This is a genomic window from Aureimonas ureilytica (genome assembly GCF_001475935.1).
Lineage (GTDB): Bacteria > Pseudomonadota > Alphaproteobacteria > Rhizobiales > Rhizobiaceae > Aureimonas > Aureimonas ureilytica_A.
In genome coordinates this window covers 1-16,372 of the sequence record NZ_LDQA01000038.1, presented here as the reverse complement: position 1 = coordinate 16,372, position 16,372 = coordinate 1, and the positions used below count along the sequence as shown (strand labels likewise).

The 16,372-nt window shown below is 68.1% G+C and carries 17 protein-coding genes; 1 reads left to right on the top strand and 16 read right to left on the bottom strand.

Annotated features, from left to right (window positions below; all coding sequences use genetic code 11):
* Window positions 1–36 precede the first annotated feature (36 nt).
* The 5 genes from NS365_RS15405 to NS365_RS15385 are packed head-to-tail and all read right to left on the bottom strand — an operon-like array spanning window position 37 to window position 6,248.
* Window positions 37–1,770 (bottom strand): acetyl/propionyl/methylcrotonyl-CoA carboxylase subunit alpha, encoded by a 1,734-nt coding sequence (locus NS365_RS15405; RefSeq protein ID WP_058601185.1) that lies wholly within the window; start codon window positions 1,768–1,770, stop codon window positions 37–39.
* Entirely contained in the window at window positions 1,767–3,383 is a 1,617-nt protein-coding gene (locus NS365_RS15400; RefSeq protein ID WP_058601184.1) for a carboxyltransferase domain-containing protein, read from the bottom strand. Before NS365_RS15400 ends, NS365_RS15405 begins: the two co-directional genes overlap by 4 nt.
* 9 nt (window positions 3,384–3,392) lie before the next feature.
* A complete protein-coding gene (locus NS365_RS15395; protein WP_058601183.1) occupies window positions 3,393–4,193 on the bottom strand; it encodes a putative hydro-lyase in 801 nt (266 codons plus the stop codon).
* Window positions 4,190–4,960, bottom strand: a complete 771-nt coding sequence (locus NS365_RS15390; RefSeq protein ID WP_058601182.1) for a LamB/YcsF family protein — start codon at window positions 4,958–4,960, stop codon at window positions 4,190–4,192. Before NS365_RS15390 ends, NS365_RS15395 begins: the two co-directional genes overlap by 4 nt.
* 19 nt (window positions 4,961–4,979) lie before the next feature.
* Entirely contained in the window at window positions 4,980–6,248 is a 1,269-nt protein-coding gene (locus NS365_RS15385; protein ID WP_244498461.1) for an NRAMP family divalent metal transporter, read from the bottom strand.
* 344 nt (window positions 6,249–6,592) lie between these two features.
* On the opposite strand from NS365_RS15385, the gene NS365_RS15380 reads away from it, so the two are divergent.
* Window positions 6,593–7,258: a GntR family transcriptional regulator gene (locus NS365_RS15380; protein WP_058601254.1), complete on the top strand. Its 666-nt coding sequence runs from the start codon at window positions 6,593–6,595 to the stop codon at window positions 7,256–7,258.
* A gap of 94 nt (window positions 7,259–7,352) precedes the next feature.
* Here NS365_RS15380 and phnN read toward each other — a convergent pair whose 3' ends face one another.
* From phnN to NS365_RS15325, 11 genes are all read right to left on the bottom strand, one after another.
* Complete coding sequence (phnN, locus tag NS365_RS15375; RefSeq protein ID WP_058601180.1) at window positions 7,353–7,970, bottom strand: phosphonate metabolism protein/1,5-bisphosphokinase (PRPP-forming) PhnN; 618 nt, start codon at window positions 7,968–7,970, stop codon at window positions 7,353–7,355.
* The gene (locus NS365_RS15370; RefSeq protein WP_244498460.1) at window positions 7,960–9,105 is read right to left on the bottom strand and encodes an alpha-D-ribose 1-methylphosphonate 5-triphosphate diphosphatase; all 1,146 of its coding nucleotides are present in this window, start codon (window positions 9,103–9,105) and stop codon (window positions 7,960–7,962) included. Before NS365_RS15370 ends, phnN begins: the two co-directional genes overlap by 11 nt.
* 11 nt (window positions 9,106–9,116) lie before the next feature.
* The gene (locus tag NS365_RS15365) at window positions 9,117–9,791 is read right to left on the bottom strand and encodes a DUF1045 domain-containing protein (RefSeq protein WP_058601178.1); all 675 of its coding nucleotides are present in this window, start codon (window positions 9,789–9,791) and stop codon (window positions 9,117–9,119) included.
* Window positions 9,791–10,603 carry a phosphonate ABC transporter, permease protein PhnE gene (phnE, locus tag NS365_RS15360; RefSeq protein ID WP_193753457.1) on the bottom strand — a complete coding sequence of 271 codons (813 nt, stop codon included), beginning with the start codon at window positions 10,601–10,603 and terminating at the stop codon, window positions 9,791–9,793. Before phnE ends, NS365_RS15365 begins: the two co-directional genes overlap by 1 nt.
* A gap of 69 nt (window positions 10,604–10,672) precedes the next feature.
* Window positions 10,673–11,665 (bottom strand): phosphonate ABC transporter substrate-binding protein, encoded by a 993-nt coding sequence (gene phnD, locus NS365_RS15355; RefSeq protein ID WP_058601177.1) that lies wholly within the window; start codon window positions 11,663–11,665, stop codon window positions 10,673–10,675.
* A gap of 27 nt (window positions 11,666–11,692) precedes the next feature.
* Window positions 11,693–12,541 carry a phosphonate ABC transporter ATP-binding protein gene (gene phnC / locus NS365_RS15350; RefSeq protein ID WP_244498459.1) on the bottom strand — a complete coding sequence of 283 codons (849 nt, stop codon included), beginning with the start codon at window positions 12,539–12,541 and terminating at the stop codon, window positions 11,693–11,695.
* A gap of 67 nt (window positions 12,542–12,608) precedes the next feature.
* Window positions 12,609–13,238: a DapH/DapD/GlmU-related protein gene (locus tag NS365_RS15345; RefSeq protein ID WP_058601176.1), complete on the bottom strand. Its 630-nt coding sequence runs from the start codon at window positions 13,236–13,238 to the stop codon at window positions 12,609–12,611.
* Complete coding sequence (phnL, locus tag NS365_RS15340; RefSeq protein WP_058601175.1) at window positions 13,238–13,975, bottom strand: phosphonate C-P lyase system protein PhnL; 738 nt, start codon at window positions 13,973–13,975, stop codon at window positions 13,238–13,240. The genes NS365_RS15345 and phnL overlap by 1 nt, the downstream gene beginning before the upstream one ends.
* Before the next feature lie 2 nt (window positions 13,976–13,977).
* Window positions 13,978–14,757, bottom strand: coding sequence for a phosphonate C-P lyase system protein PhnK (phnK, locus tag NS365_RS15335; RefSeq protein WP_058601174.1), 780 nt, complete (start codon window positions 14,755–14,757; stop codon window positions 13,978–13,980).
* Window positions 14,754–15,629 carry an alpha-D-ribose 1-methylphosphonate 5-phosphate C-P-lyase PhnJ gene (locus NS365_RS15330; protein ID WP_058601173.1) on the bottom strand — a complete coding sequence of 292 codons (876 nt, stop codon included), beginning with the start codon at window positions 15,627–15,629 and terminating at the stop codon, window positions 14,754–14,756. The genes phnK and NS365_RS15330 overlap by 4 nt, the downstream gene beginning before the upstream one ends.
* The coding region (locus NS365_RS15325) for a carbon-phosphorus lyase complex subunit PhnI (RefSeq protein ID WP_058601172.1) at window positions 15,626–16,372 on the bottom strand (747 nt) is incomplete at its 5' end. The genes NS365_RS15325 and NS365_RS15330, both read right to left, overlap by 4 nt.

Genomic DNA, 16,372 nt, shown 5'->3' with positions numbered 1-16,372 from the left:
GAGGCTGGTGCTGAAAACGAGCCCGCGCGCACGCCTTCAAAGTGTGGTTTCGATGCGGGCGATCAAAGCACCGGCGTCCTGATAGCCCGCCTGCGCCAGGATGCGCAGGCGGCCGGAGGTCGGGGCATGAACGGCGGTTTCCATCTTCATCGCCTCCATGGACACGAGCAGCGCGCCCGCCTCCACCGCGTCGCCATCGGCGTAGCGCCAGGCTTGCAGCGTGCCGGCGACCGGCGCGGTCACGCCGTTCCGATCGCTGATGGGGGCGGCTGCCCCGCTCGTGCCCGCTGGCGCGGACAGGCCGCCGAGCCCTCTCGCGAAGCTTGCCGGCAGGCCCAGCGACACGCGCTTGCCGTCGATCTCCACGAAGAGGCGTAGCATGGCCTCGCCCGCCAGCGGCTCTGGCCGAGTCTGCGCGGCAAGGGTTTCGGCAAAATCGGTCTCGATCCAGCGCGTGTGGACGTTGAACCCGTTCTCGGCAGTGAAGTCCGGCGCGTCCAGAGCCGCGCGGTGGAAGGGCAGAACGGTGGAAACGCCTTCGATTTGAAATTCCGAAAGGGCGCGGCGGGCGCGGGCCAGCGCCTCCTCGCGCGTCGCGCCCGTCACGATCAGCTTCGCCAGCATGGAATCGAAGGCGGGATGAACGCGGGAACCCGAAACGACGCCGCTGTCCAGCCGGATGCCGGGCCCAGACGGCGGGTCGAAACGCGTGACCTCGCCGGGCGTCGGCAGGAAGCCCTTGGCCGGGTCTTCGGCATTGATGCGGAACTCGATCGAATGGCCGCGCGGAGCGGGCACTTCGGAGAAGGAGAGCGGCAGGCCGTCCGCGATGCGAAACTGCTCGCGCACGAGATCGATGCCGGTGGTTTCCTCGGTCACGGGATGCTCGACCTGAAGCCGCGTGTTGACCTCCAGAAAGGAGATGATCCCGTCACGCCCGAGCAAGAATTCCACCGTGCCCGCGCCCGTATAGCCGGCATGGGCGCAGATGGCGCGCGCCGCCTCGTGGATGCGCGCGCGCTGTTCGTCGGTCAGGAAGGGCGCGGGCGCTTCCTCGACCAGCTTCTGGTTGCGACGCTGGAGCGAGCAGTCGCGCGTGCCCAGCACGGCGACATGGCCGTGCCGATCGGCCAGAACCTGCGCCTCGACATGGCGCGGCCGGTCGATGAAGCGCTCGACATAGCACTCGCCTCGGCCGAAGGCGCTGATCGCCTCGCGCACGGCCGAATGATAGAGTTCGGAGACCTCCTCCAGGACCCAGGCGACCTTCAGCCCGCGCCCGCCGCCGCCGAAGGCGGCCTTGATGGCGATGGGCAGACCGTGCTCGCGCGCGAAGGCGACGACCTCCTCGGCCGAGCCGACCGGCCCGTCGCTGCCCGCGACCAGAGGCGCACCGACTTCGGCCGCGATGCGCCGCGCCTCGACCTTGTCGCCCAGCGCCTCGATGACCTCCGGGTCCGGCCCGATCCAGATCAGGCCGGCCTCGATCACCGCGCGGGCGAAATCGGCCCGTTCGGACAGGAAGCCATAGCCCGGATGCACGGCGTCGGCCCCGGCCTGAAGGGCGATCGAAACCAGCTTGGCCCCGTCGAGATAGGTGTCGGACGGCTTGTCGCCCGACAGCGCATAGGCCTCGTCGGCCGCGCGCACGAAAGGCGCGTCGGCATCGGTGTCGGCATAGACGGCGACGGAGCCGAGCCCCGCGTCGCGGCAGGCGCGCACGATGCGAAGGGCGATTTCGCCGCGATTGGCGATGAGGACTTTCTTCATGGTGTGTCCTGTCGATCGGAGGGCGCGATCTCGGCAAAGGGGCGGATCGGACGGAAACGGATGCGGGCGCGGATCGGAATCTGGCCCGCGAGATCGAGATGATATTCGGCGATGGTCGCGATCACCGGATAGCCGCCGGTGAGCGGATGGTCGGCAAGGAACAGCACCGGCTGGCCGCTATGGGGCACCTGGATCGCCCCCGTCGCCGTACCCTCGCTCGGCAGTTCGGCCTGATCGCGCTTGGCGAGAGGCTCGGCCCCTTCCAGCCGGATGCCGACGCGGCTCGACTGGGGCGTCACCTCATAGACCTGCGTTTCGAACAGGCGGATCGCCTCGTCGGTAAACCAATTCGTGCGCGGCCCCATCACGACGTCGAGCGTCACGATCTCGCCGGGCGCGGGGCAGCGGAAGGGCAGTTCCTCGGCGGGCTGCACCGCGCCGATGATGGCACCTGCGGCCGGATCGGCGCGCAGGACATGGCCCGTCGTGACAGCGGGCGGGCCGACATGGGCGAGCGTGTCCGTGCTGGCGCTGCCGAGCACGGGCTCGACCGCGAAGCCGCCGCGCAGCGCGAGATAGATCCGCATCCCCTGCCGGGGTGCGCCGAGGGTGAGGTGGTCGCCCGGCTCCAGCGCGAGCGCCTGCCCGGTCTCTGCTGCGAGCGAACGGCCGGATGCGTCGGTGAGCGTCAAGGGCGCGGGCGCGCCGGCAAGCGCGACCACGGCTGCCTCGCGCGCTTCCACCCGAAAGCCGCCGCCGGTGATCTCGAGAACCGGCGCGTCGCTTCGATTGCCGACAAGCCGGTTGGCCAAGCGCATGGCGCCTGCATCCAGCGCACCCGACGCCGAGACGCCCTGCCCCGTTTCGCCGAAACGTCCGCGATCCTGAAACAAGGCTGGCATGGGCGCGGCCTGAACGAGAAGCCCGCCGGGCGCGGTGTCGGGCTCCGGGGCCCGCGTGGCCCGCGCTTCGATGTCGCCCTTCAGGCGCGCGGCTTCAGTGGCGTCGATCGGCACGAAGCGTACGCGGTCTCCCGGCTGGAAGAAAGCGGGCGGCGTGCGCTGGATGTCCCACATGGGCACCGGCGTCGTGCCGATCAGCTGCCAGCCGCCGGGGCTCGTCTGCGGATAGACGCCGCTGAAGGCGCCGGCCAGCGCCACCGAGCCCGCCGGAATGCGCGTGCGCGGGCTCTGCCGGCGCGGCACGTGCAGCGCGGGGTCGCCGCCCACGAGATAGCCGAAGCCCGGCGCGAAGCCGGAAAAGGCGACGGTGAACTCGGACGCCGCGTGGCGCTGGATCACCTCTTCGACGTCGAGGCCGGTGAGGCGCGCGACCTCTTCCAGATCCTCGCCGTCATACAGCGTCGGCACTTCGACCAGCGCGCCCTGTCGCTCCGGCGGGCGGGACAGGTCGCGCTCGGCCAGATGAGCGGCCAGCCTCTCGGCGGAGATGAGATCCCGCTCGAAGCGGATCATCAGCGTGCGCGCGGCGGGAATGACCTCCTCCACGCCCGCGACAGGCTCGGCCTGGAGCGAGGCGAAGAGGGCGAGCGTTTCGTTCAAGTCCGCGAGTTCGACCAGAAGGGTCCGCAGACTGACCGGCAGGATACGCATGGCGGAACCTCAGACGTGATAGGCGGCGTCGGGAATGTCGGTCACGAACATGTGCCCCGGCGAATGGGTGATGGCGAAGGGCACGCCGGACGCCATGACGGCCGCCTGCGGGGTCACGCCGCAGGCCCAGAAGACCGGCACTTCGCCGGGCTCGATGCGCACGGCATCGCCGAAATCGGGCTTGGCGAGGTCGCGGATGCCAAGCCGCTCGGGCGCGCCGATATGGACGGGCGAGCCGTGCACGGCCGGAAAACGCCCCGAGATCATCGCGGCATCGGCCACGCGCTCGGGCGCGATCGGGCGCATGGAGACGACGAGATGGCCCCTGAGCCGCCCGGCCGGACGGCAGGGCTGGTCGGTCAGATACATCGGCACATTGGTGCCATCGGTGATGTGCCTGACCTCAATCCCGGCTTTGAGCAGCGGCGTCTCGAAGGTGAAGGAACAGCCGATCAGAAAGGCGACGAGATCGGAATGCTCGGCCCAGGCGGCGCTGGCATCGGACACCTCCTCGGCCAGCTGGCCGTCGCGCCAGATGCGATAGAGCGGCAGGTCGGTGCGCAGGTCCGCACCCGGTGCCAGCACCGTCGAAACGGACCCGGCATCCGTCACATCCAGCACCGGGCAGGCTTTCGGATTGCGCTGGGCATAGAGCAGGAAGTCGAAGGCCCAGTCGCGCGGCAGCACGATCATGTTGGCCTGCGTCAGGCCGGGCGCGACGCCCGCCGTCGGCGCGACATGGCCGGCGCGGTAGCGAAGACGGGCGTCCCGCGCGCTGTCGATCTGGGCTGCGGTGGCGAGCGCGCTCATGCCGCGTGATCCGTGAAGCTCTTAATAGTGATGCCCTCCCGCTCGAAGGCCTCGCGCACCGCGCGCGCGATGGCCACCGCGCCGGGGCTGTCGCCGTGAACGCAGATCGAGCGCGCTTCCAGGCGGATCGTGGAGCCGTCGATGGCGGTGAGCGTGCCGTCTCTCGCCAGTTGCACCATGCGGGACGCGACAAGTGCGGGGTCGTGGATCACCGCGCCAGTCTCACGCCGCGACACGAGCGTGCCTTCCGGCGTATAGGCGCGGTCGGCAAAGGCTTCGGCGACGGTGGCGAGCCCGGCCGCTTCGGCCTGCGCCAGGATTGGCGCGCCGGCAAGGCCCATCAGCACCAGCGACGGGTCGGCCAGCTGGATGCCCTCGATCACCGCGCGGCCCTGCCGGGCGTCGCCCGCGATGCGATTGTAGAGCGCGCCATGCGGCTTGACGTAGGTGACGCTCGTGCCCGCCGCGCGGGCGAGACCCTGAAGCGCGCCGATCTGGTAGACGACATCGGCCACCAACTCGTCATGGGCCACGTCCATGTCGCGCCGGCCGAAGCCGACGCGATCGGGATAGGAGACGTGAGCGCCGACCGAGACGCCTCGCGCCGCCGCCTCGCGCAAACTGCGCAGCAAGCCCGCCGGGTCGCCCGCGTGGAAGCCGCAGGCGATGTTGGCGCTGGAGACGATGGAGAGCATGGCGGCATCGTCGCCCATGGCCCAGGCTCCGTAGCCCTCGCCGAGATCGCTGTTGAGGTCGATGGCGGACATGGAGGACTCCTTTTGCGGATCAGCGGCTGAGGAAGGCGAAGATCGGGCCGATGGAGCGATAGCCCATCCACCAGGTCAGTGCGGCCGTGGCGACGCCGAGACCGAAGAGCCAGACAGGATGACGGTAATCGCCCATCAGATCGCGCCGTGCCCAGGCGGCGTAGAGGATGATGGTCAAACCGATGGGCAGGACAAGTCCGTTGAAGCCGCCGACGAAGACGAGGAGGGCGGCGGGCGTCGTGCCGATGGCGAGGAACACGGTGAGCGACACGGAGATGAAGACGACCGTGGCCCAGGAGCGCGCGCGGTCGCTCATGCCCGGCTTGAAGGCGGTCATGAAGGAAATCGACGTATAGGCCGCGCCGATGATCGAGCTCATGCCGGCGGCCCAGAAGATCAGGCCGAAGACGCGGAAGCCGAATTCGCCGACCGCGTGGCCGAAGGCCTGGGCGGCGGGGTTGGCGGTGCGGCCCGACAGGTCGAGCGTGACGCCCGAGGACACGACGCCGAGAATGCCGAGGAACAGGATGAAGCGCATGATCCCCGTCACCGTGATGCCGTTCAGCGCGGCCTTGGTGACGGAGGGGATGTTTTCCTTGCCGACCAGCCCCTTGTCGAGCAGGCGGTGCGCGCCGGCATAGGTGAGATAGCCGCCGACCGTGCCGCCGACGATCGTGGTGATGGTCGGGAAGTCGATCACATCGGGCCAGACGGTTTGGCGCAGCGCCTCGCCCACCGGCGGGCTGGCGGAATAGGCGACGAAGAGGATCAGCGCGATCTTGATGACGCCGAGCGCGATCATCGTGCGGTCCATCACGCCGCCGGCCCGCTTGTTCAGGAAGATGCCGATGGCGAGCAGCGCCGACAGCGCGCCGCCGATCTTCGGATCGAGGCCCACCAGTGCGTTGAGGCCGAGACCCGCGCCCGCGACATTGGCGATGTTGAAGAACAGGCCGCCGAGGATGACGAGGAAGGCCAGAAGATAGCCCGAGCCCGGGATCGCCGCGTTGGCGATGTCGGAGGCGCGCATCCGCGTGGCGGCGACGATCCGCCAGATGTTGATCTGGACGATGTAGTCGATGATCACCGAGGCCAGGATGCCGAAGGCGAAGGCCGCGCCCATGGTCTGGGTGAAGGTCGCCGTCTGAGTGATGAAGCCGGGACCGCTGGCGGCCGTCGCCATCAGGAACACCGCCGAGATCAGCGCGAAGCGCTTGGACTCGTTGCCGCGCCCGAAGGTCGATGAGGCGGGCGGCACGTCGGGTCGAGGCGAAGGGACTGGATTCATGCGTCTTGGCTCCCGTGACAGCGGCCCGCGCCGTGTGATTGAGGCGGAATTGGGGAGAACTGTCGTTTAGCAGAACGATGACGTCAAGATTGTTCAACGATTTTTGCAATCCTGTGCTGCAATCTGTGCAGCTGTTGAGCATCGCGCTCGATGATTGATCGGGCTCGTGCCCCTCTCCTGTGCATTTCGCGATCCATCCGCTTGGCCGCTCCGGCGGTGGGCTTGATGTCGGCCCTTGCTTGGCGGATGGTCCGCCGACGATGGGAGAGGCAGGGCGAAGGAACGGCGATGCCGACGCGCGAGATCAGGAACGCCTTTTGGACCCGCAGGCGCGGCCTGCCGCGTTGAGCGCCGTTGCGAGCAACACGACCTCGCTGATCGCGCGGGTCGCAGAAGGCTTGCGCGACCGCATCATCGCGGGCGAGTTGAAGCCGGGCGAGCGCTTGTCCGAGACTGCGCTAGCGGCGAGCTTCGACGTCTCGCGCAACACGCTGCGCGAGGTCTTCCGCCTTCTCACCAAGGACGGGCTTCTGCGGCACGAGCCTCATCGCGGCGTCTTCGTGTCGGTGCCCTCGGCCGCTTCGATCCTCGACATCTACCGGGCGCGCCGGATGCTGGAAGGCCGTGCGTTGGCCGGTGCCTATCCCGGCCATCCGGCGGTGGCGCGCATGCGCGCGGCGGTGGCGGAGGCGCGCGCCTGTTGCGCCGAGAAGGATTGGCAAGGGGTCGGCAGCGCCAATATGCGCTTTCACGCCGCCGTCGTGGATCTTGCCGACAGCCAACGACTGTCGGGTTTCTACGCGCAGGTCGCCGCCGAGCTGCGCCTGTGCTTTGGCCAGCTGCGCGACCCCGAGCTTCTTCACGCGCCCTATATCGAGATGAACGCCGCCATTCTGGCCGATGTGGAGGCCGGGCGCATGAGCGAGGCGAGCGAGGCGATGGAGCGCTATCTCGCCCAGTCCGAACGCACGATCCTCGCCGCCTTGGCGCGCGTGACGCCGGGCGGCTGAGACCGGCGCAAGAGCGCGTTGGCTGTCGGTGGCGTTCAGCCTCGGCATCGCGGCCGGAAACCGTCGTATATCCTGGCCTCGGTGGTTGCTCAGGTCAAACGCGCTGGAGCGTGTCGGACCGTTCCGCCAATTCACCGATCAGTGAGCGAATATGGGTTTCGAGCTGGCTCGCCCCCTTCTCGGCCGGGCCGGAATTGTCGATGCGCACGAAGCGCCAGACGCCCTCGCCGGCTTCCACAGGAACGGAGCGGGCGATGCGTGCTTCGATCTCCTCGCGCGTTTCGCGCCCGCGCGCGGCGATCCGCGCCACGAGCACCTCGCGCGGCGCGGTGATCTCCACCACCGCCAGCCGGGGGAAGCGGTCCGCCGCCGCCTCCAGCGAGCGGCGCGAGAGATTTGCGATCACGAGCGCCCCGTTCGACACCTCGTCCGCGACGGAGCGCGGCAGGCCATAGGCCAGGCCATGCGCGCGCCATGTCAGGCAGAAATGGCCGTCCGCTTCGGCTTGGGCGAAGGTGCCCTCGTCCAGCGTATCATGCAGTTCCGAGCCGCCGTCGCAGGCGCGGGTGATGACGCGGCGCGCGAGCGACAGGCGCGGCTCGTCCTCCAGCCGCTCCAGCGCCAGACGGATCAACGTGTCCTTGCCGGCCCCGCTCGGGCCGACAACGGCGAGCAGGATGCCGGCGGAGTGGGGTGCGCGATCAGGCGACACGACGGCCCCCGCGCCAGACCCCGCGCACGACCGGCGTCGCGACCTTGCCCTCCGGCGCGTGGACGCGCACCAGATCGGCGCGAAGGCCCGTCAGGAGTGCGCCGCGATCGGCAAAGCCGGCGACGCGGGCGGGGTTCGCCGAGACCATGCGCACCGCCGCGCAAAGGCCGATCGTCTCGGCCAGAACGAAGACGGCCTGAACCAGGCTGAAGGGCACGTAGTCGGAGGAGAGAACGTCGAGTAGGCCCCGCTCCACCAGCGCGGCCGCCGAGATATTGCCCGAATGCGAGCCACCTCGCACGACATTGGGTGCGCCCATCAAGACCGCCAGACCGCTTTCATGCGACAGGCGCGCGGCTTCCAACGTGGTCGGGAATTCGGCGAGCGCGACGCCGAGCGCGCGGCTTTCCTCCACATGCGCCGCCGTCGCGTCGTCATGCGAGGCGATGGCGATGCCCGCCTTATGGCAGGTCTCGGCGATGGCGCGGCGATGACGCTCGGAATAGGTCTGTGAATCCTTGATCCGCCGGGCGCAGAAGGCTTCGAACACCGGGTCCGACATGCCCGTCTTGCCTTGATAATAGATGCGGTAGGTTTCGAGATCGACGAATTGCCGCTGGCCGGGCGCATGGTCCATGAGCGAGGCGAGGCGCACCAGAGGATGCGAGCCGAGCCGCTCGAACGAGGGGAGCACGTCCTCCGCCGAGACCTCGCAGCGCAGATGCAGGAAATGCTCGGCGCGCAGGTCGTCTCGCTCGCTCGCCGCGCCGATCGCATCGGCCATGAGCTGCATGTCGGCCCCGCCGAGCTGGGCGTCCTCGTCCATCCCGACGCGCAAGGCGTCGAAAACCGTGGTGATGCCCGAGGCCGCGACCTCGGCGTCATGCGCCTGAAGCGCGGCATGGATGTTCCAGCGCACCTTGGGGCGCGGCAGGTAATGGCCTTCGAGATTGTCGGTGTGAAGCTCCACGAGGCCGGGCAGAAGATGGTCGCCCTCGCAGTCCACGCCGCCGCGAACTTTCCCGGCGGAGATATCGGCGATGCGCCCCTCGCGCACGAGGAGGCTGCCCTCCACCACCTCGTCCGGCAGGACGATGAGGGCGTTGGTGAAGACCTGTTCGGTTTGAGTGGTCATGGCGTGGGCGTTCATGGCTGGCTTCGCAAGGGATGGCGGGAATGGACGACGAAGGGGCCGCCGGGCTCGGGCTCGACGAAAAGGGCCAGCCCATCGACCGGCAGAGGCTGGCCGAGAACCGACTCGAAATGTCGGGCGAGCGTGGCTTCGATGGGCGCTGCCGCCTCGTCCGGCACGCGCCCGGTCAGCGTCATGTGAAAGCGGAAATCCTCGAACACATGGGGATAGCCCCAGTCTCCCAGATGCCGGCGCTGGCGCGTGGTGAGCGTCTCGGGCCGTCGGCGCTCCCATTCGCGGGTGGACAGCGGCGCGCGGAAGCGCTCGAAACCGCGCACGCACTCGCCGGCCAGCTTATCCAGCGCCGGCTCCGTTTCGTCCGGCACCAGCGCGAAGAAATGGGCGATGCGCCGCAAAGCGAGGCGCGCGATCGCGGGCGCGGAATGGGCCGCGCAAAAACTCGCCAAGGCCTCGTCCAGCGTCGGCAGGGTCGCGTCGTCGGCGAGGCGGAAGGGCGCCTTCATCGTGGCGTGAAAGCCGTAGCGCGCGGGCTCCGCAACGATCGCCGCGCGCTCGGCGTCGAGGGGGCGGGCGGCCGCGCCGTCGAAGGCATCCCGTCCCAGCCAGTCGGCGGCGAGGCGCGTGAGGGGCGCGTCGGCGGGCGGGGTGAAGTAGATCGCGGCTCTCATCAGATGACGCGCTTTCGCAGGAACTGGGACAGGAGGTCCATGAGACTCACCGTCAGAACGATGATGACCAGCATGGCTGAGGCCTGCGGATAGTAGAAGCCCCGGATCGACTCGAACAGGACCTGTCCGATGCCGCCCGCCCCGATCACGCCGAGGACGGTCGCCGAGCGCACATTGGACTCCAGCCGATAGAGCGAGAAGGAAATCCAGAGCGGCAGGACCTGCGGGATCACGCCATAGATCACCTGTTGCAACCGCGAGGCCCCGGTGGTGCGGATCGCCTCCACCGGGCGCGGGTCGATCGCCTCGACGGCCTCGGAAAACAGCTTGGCGAGAATGCCGGTCGTGTGAATGAAAAGCGCCATGACGCCCGCGAAGGGCCCAAGGCCGACCGCGACGACGAAGAGCACGGCGAAGACGACCTCGTGAATGGCGCGGAAGAGGTCCATCAGGCGGCGTGCGGGATGATAGACCCAGGCGGGGGCCATGTTCTCGGCCGAGAGGATGCCGAAGGGCACCGACAGGAGAACGGCCAGAAACGTGCCCCAGATCGCGATCTGCACGGTCACGATCATTTCGGAGAGATAAAGCTGCCATTCCGAAAAATCGGGATGCAGAAAGGCGCTGCCATATTCGGCCATGTTGCCGGCATCGGTGAAGAGATAGGTCCAGCGGCCCATATCGGCCGGGACCCAGCTCCAGGCGAGCGCGCCCGCGATCAGCACCAGCGTGGCGAGCGAGCCAAAGGAGCCGCGCGCGCCCTGCGCCCTCGTCGCTGTGCCGGTCTCGGAGATCGTGTTCACTTGGGTCATGGGGTCTCGTCACCTGTCAGGACGGGAAGGCACCGGGGCGAGACGTCGCCCCGGCGCGCGAGGAATGGATCAGCCCTGCGGAAGCTTGGCGAACGCGGCCTCGTAAGCGGCCTTCTTCTCTTCCAGCGGCTTGATCTTCTCGGCCTTCTCGGCGTCCGACAGCTTGGCGTCGCCCTTGGCCTGCGCGATCGACTTCGTCATTTCCATGATGCGGATCGGGAGGAGCTGATCGTCGTTGGACGGTCGGAAGGTGGTCCATTGCAGCTCGTTCAGAACCGCGAGTTCATGAGCCTTGTCGCCCTTGGAGCGATCGGTGCCGTAGTCCAGGATGAAGGTGCGCAGCTTGTCCTTGGCTTCTGGGGCCAGATCCTTCGCCCAGACCAGCGGATCGGACGGGATCAGCGGCGACTTCCAGATGACCTTGACCTTGCCATAGGCGGCAGGCTGGTTCTTCTCCAGAAGCTCCAGGTTTTCCGTGTTGTTGGCGGCCGCGTCCAACTGGCCGTTGGCGACGCCCATCGCGTTGGTTTCATGATTGGCGTTGGTGACATTCTTGAAACAGGCCTTGGGGTCGATGCCCCGCGCCGAGAAGATGAAGGTCATCGGCACGAGATAGCCCGAGGTCGAGTTCGGATCGCCCAGGCCGAAGTTCAGCGACTTGTCGCATTTGAGGAGGTCGTCCAGCGAATTCAGCTTGGACGAGGCCGGCGCGAGGATCACCGACCAATAGCCCGGCGTGCCGTTGGCATGGACGGTCTGGGCGAAGATTTCGCCATTGGCGCGGTCCACGGCCTCCATGGCGGCCTTGTTGCCATACCAGGCGAGCTGCACCTTGCCGAAGCGCATACCCTCGATGACGCCGGCATAGTCGGAGGCGAAGAAGGGCTTGATGTCGAGCCCGGTTTCCTTCGCCATGTCGGCGAGGAACGGCTCCCATTTGGGCCGCAGGTTCTGCTGCGATTCCGTGGAAATGATGCCGAAATTGACGGTCTCGGCGAGAGCCGAACCGGCGAAAGCGGAGGCGAGCAGAAGCCCCGCCAGACCCTTGAGGATTGCGTTCATGGCAGTCTCCGATGGTGTCAGAAAAACTCAGACGGCCTCGAGGGCTCCGAGCGAGGGATGGCGCACCGGCTCCGGCCGGCGCGGGGGCGCTGCCGCCGGGGCGTCCGGCAGGAGCAGTTCTTCCGAGGCCGAGCCGTAGAGCTCGGACAGGAACTCGTTGGTCAGCGCTGATGACGGCCCGTCATAGACGATGCGCCCGTCCCGCATGGCGATCGTGCGCGGGAAATAGCGCCGGGCGTAATCGACCTGATGCAGCGACACGAGAACCGTGATCTTGTCGTCCCGGTTGATCGAGGCGAGCACGTCCATCACCCGTTTGGCCGAGGCGGGGTCGAGCGAGGCGATGGGCTCGTCCGCGATCAGGATGCGCGCGCCCTGCACCAGCGTGCGCGCGATGGCGGCGCGCTGCTGCTGGCCGCCGGATAGCGTCGAGGCGCGCTGGGCCCCGGCATGGCCGATGCCGACCCGCTCCAGGGCTTCGCGCGCCTTGGCCTTTTCCCGCGCGCCGAACAGGCCGAGCGTGCCGCGCCAGCGCGGGATGCGGCCGAGCGCGCCGATCAGGACATTGGTGAGAACGCTCAGGCGATGCACCAGATTGAATTGCTGGAAGATCACCGACACGTCGCCGCGCACGGATTTCGCGCCCTTCAGCATCCGCCCGCCGGCCTGGACGGGTGTGCCGAAGAGGCTGATGCCGCTCCCTTCGCCTTCGCCGGTCTCCAACCCGGCGATGTGGCGGATCAGCGTCGACTTGCCTGAGCCCGAAGCGCCGATCAGCGCCACCATCTCGCCGGCTTCGACGGTGAAGCTGACATCGCTCAGCGCCTGCGTGTTCCAGAATCGCTTGGACAGTCGAGTGACGCGGATCGCGGTCATGGCGTCGTCCCTCATCTCGTTTCGGCGGAGCATGTCACGCCCGTTTGGGCTGTCGGTGACATCAGGGTTAAGGTTTGGTGACAATCTCGTAGGCGTCCAGAAACGCCTCCGCGCCGAGCCGGCGGAAGTCGGCAAGCGCCTCGAAGAGCTTGTCGTGCGACCAGTCCCACCAGGCGAGCGCGTCCATGCGTTTACCCGTAGCGGCGCTGAAGCGCTCGCGGATCAGCCGGGCCGGGACCCCCCCGACGATCGAGTAGGGATCGACGTTGCGCGTCACCACCGCGCCCGAGCCGACCACCGCGCCATTGCCGATCGTGATGCCCGGCAGGATCGTGACGCCGTGCCCGATCCAGGTGTCGTGGCCGATCGTCACCTCCCTGGCGCGGCGGGCCTCGAAGAACTCGGCCTCGTCGCCCGCGCCCTCGAAATAGTCTCCGGCGCGATAGGTGAAGTGATGGAGCGTCGCGCGCTCCACTGGGTGGTTCGTGGCGTTGATGCGCACGGCAGCGGCGATATTGGCGAACTTGCCGATCCGGGCGCGCCAGATGCGGCAATCCTGCATGACGTAGGAATAATCGCCGAGTTCGCTTTCGGCGACATAGGAACGCGCCTCGACCTCGGTGAAGCGGCCGAAGACCGTGTCTGAAACTTCGGCCGTCGGGTGGATCAGCGGCACATGCTCGTTGAGCTTGGTCATCAGGCAGCCTTCCGGGCCGAGAAGCTGGAAATGTCGAGAATGCGGGTGGCGACCGCCGCGCGCACCGGCTCGTCGTGGAAAATGCCGAGAATGGCGGTGCCGGCGTCCAGCTTCTCGCGGATCATGCCGACCACGACATCACGGTTGGCGGCGTCGAGCGAGGCGGTCGGCTCGTCGAGAAGCAGGATCGGATGATCCGTCAGGAAGCCGCGTGCGATGTTCACGCGCTGCTTCTCGCCGCCCGAAAAGGTCGCGGGCGGCAGGTCGAACATGTCGTGCGAGAGGTTCAGGCGGCGCAGCATGGCGCTGGCGCGCTCCTGCGCTTCCTCTCGCGCCACGCCCCGCCGGCGCAGCGGTTCGGCCACGACATCCAGCGCCGAAGCGCGGGGCACGGCCCGCAGGAACTGGCTGACATAGGCGATGGCGCGCTCGCGAAGGCCCAGAACCAACCTTGGATCGCCCGCGCCGAGATCGTGCATCGCGCCGTCCTGCGGGTCGCGCACCCGGATGGAGCCGCGATCCAGCGCGTAATTGCCATAGACCATGCGCAGGATGGACGACTTGCCGACGCCGGAGGGGCCGCCGAGCACGACGCATTCGCCCGGATGCAGCGCGAACGCGACATTCTCCACCACGGGCAGGCGGATCGAGCCGCGCAGATGCATGGTGAAGGACTTGGCGACGCCGTCCGCCACGAGAAGCGGCTGGTGGTCGGGGTTGAGGGATGGAAAGGTCATCGTCAGGACTCCGGGATCGAGGCGACGAGAAGCTGGGTATAGGGGTGGTGCGGGTCGTCCAGCACGCGGTCCGTCAGTCCCTCCTCCACGATGCGCCCGGCTTTCATGACGATGATGCGCTGGGACAGGAGGCGAGCGACGGCGAGATCGTGAGTCACGATGATCACCGACAGACCGAGATCGGACACCAGCGCGCGCAGGAGATCGAGAACGCGCGCCTGCACGGAGACATCCAAGCCCCCGGTCGGCTCGTCCATGAAGACGAGACGGGGATGGGTGACGAGGTTCCGGGCGATCTGGAGCCGCTGGCGCATGCCGCCCGAAAATTCGCTCGGCCGGTCGTCGATGCGCGCGGCGTCGATCTCGACGCGGGCGAGCCAGTCGCCCGCCGCCTCGCGCAGCCGTCCGTAATGGCGCTGCCCAACGGCCATCAGGCGCTCGCCGACATTGGCTCCGGCCGAAACCCGCATCCGCAAGCCATCGGCCGGGTTCTGGTGGACGAAGCCCCAGTCGGTGCGCATCAGAAGCCGGCGCTCGGCCTCGGTGAGGGTGGCGAGATTGCGCATCTCGCCATCGCGCATGTGGTAGCGCACGCTGCCGGCGCTCGGCTCCAGCCGGGCCGAAAGGCAGGACAGAAGCGTCGTCTTGCCCGAGCCGGATTCGCCGACGATGGCCAGAACCTCGCCCGGCCAGAGGTCGAGCGAAATATCGGTACAGCCGATCCGCCCGCCATAATGCTTGGCGAGATCGCGCACGGTGAGAAGCGGCGTCTGCGCGCTCATGACAGGGCCTTTCCCAGAAGCGGGCCGGCATGGCCCTCCGCGCGGCGCGTTTCGCAATGGTCGGTGTCGGAGCAGACGAACATGCGCCCGCCCCGGTCGTCGGTCACGACCTCGTCGAGATAGACCCCCGTCGCCGCGCAAAGCGCGCAGCAGGTCTCGAAGCGCTGGATGGCGAAGGGATGATCCTCGAAATCGAGGCTTCGCACATCCGTGTAGGGCGGCAGCGCGTAGATGCGCTTTTCGCGGCCCGCGCCGAAGAGCTGGAGCGCCGGCGAGCGGTGCATCTTCGGATTGTCGAATTTCGGGATCGGCGACGGGTCCATGACATAGCGCCCCTCGACCTTGACCGGATAGGCATAGGTCGTCGCGATATGCCCGTGGCGCGCGATATCCTCGTAGAGCTTCACATGCATGAGCCCGTATTCCTCCAGCGCGTGGAGGGTGCGCGTCTCGCTCTCGCGCGGCTCCAGAAAGCGCAGGGGCTCGGGGATCGGCACCTGATAGACGAGCACCTGCCCCGCCGTCAGCGGCGCTTCGGGAACGCGGTGGCGCGTCTGGATGATCGTCGCCTCGTGCGTCCGCGTCGTCGTCGCGACCTTGGCGACGCTCTCGAAGAAGGCACGGATCGAGACGGCATTGGTCGTGTCGTCGGCGCCCTGGTCGATCACCTTCAACACGTCGTCCGGCCCGATGATCGCGGCCGTCACCTGCACGCCGCCCGTGCCCCAGCCATAGGGCATGGGCATTTCGCGGCTGGCGAAGGGCACCTGATAGCCGGGGATCGCGATGCCCTTGAGAATGGCGCGGCGGATCATCCGCTTCGTCGCCTCGTCGAGATAGGCGAAATTGATGGCGGGAAGGGTGAGGGTCATTCGGCGGCCTCCGCGCGCGGGGTCGTGCTCTCGCCATCGCTCGTCTCGGCGTCGCCGGCGCGCTCCGCGTTCAGCTGGCGGAGCAGGTGCAGCTCGGCCTGGAAATCGACGTAATGGGGCAGTTTCAGATGTTCCACGAAGCCGGTGGAGGCGACATTGTCGCAATGGGCGAGGACGAATTCCTCGTCCTGCGCCGGGGCGCGGCGCTCCTCGCCGAACTCGTCCGCCCGCAGCGCCCGGTCCACGAGGCTCATCGCCATGGCCTTGCGCTCGCTCTGGCCGAAGACCAGCCCATAGCCGCGCGTGAAGCGCGCGTCCTCGCCTTCGGGCGCGCAAAACTGCGCGACCATCTGGCATTCGGTGACGCGCGCCCGGCCGATCGTGATCGGAAAGCCGAGTTCGGGAAGCTCCACCTCGATCTCCACAAGGCCGATGCGGATTTCGCCGACGAACGGGTGCGTTCGTCCATAGCCGCGCTGCGTGGAATAGCCGAGCGCCAGAAGAAAACCCTCGTCGCCGCGCGCCAGTGCCTGAAGCCGGAGATCGCGCCCGGCCGGAAAGTCGAGCGGATCGCGCGTGATGTCGCCGGGCTCGGCCCAGCCCTCCGGGGGCTCGACGCCGTCGGGCTCGATCAGCCCTTCATGGCCGAGAATGTCGGTGACGCGCGGCGCGGGCTGGTCCGGCTCGGCCGCTCGGCGCTCGGGCTCGGCCACCGGCTCGTCGCCCGCCATGGCGGGGTCGAG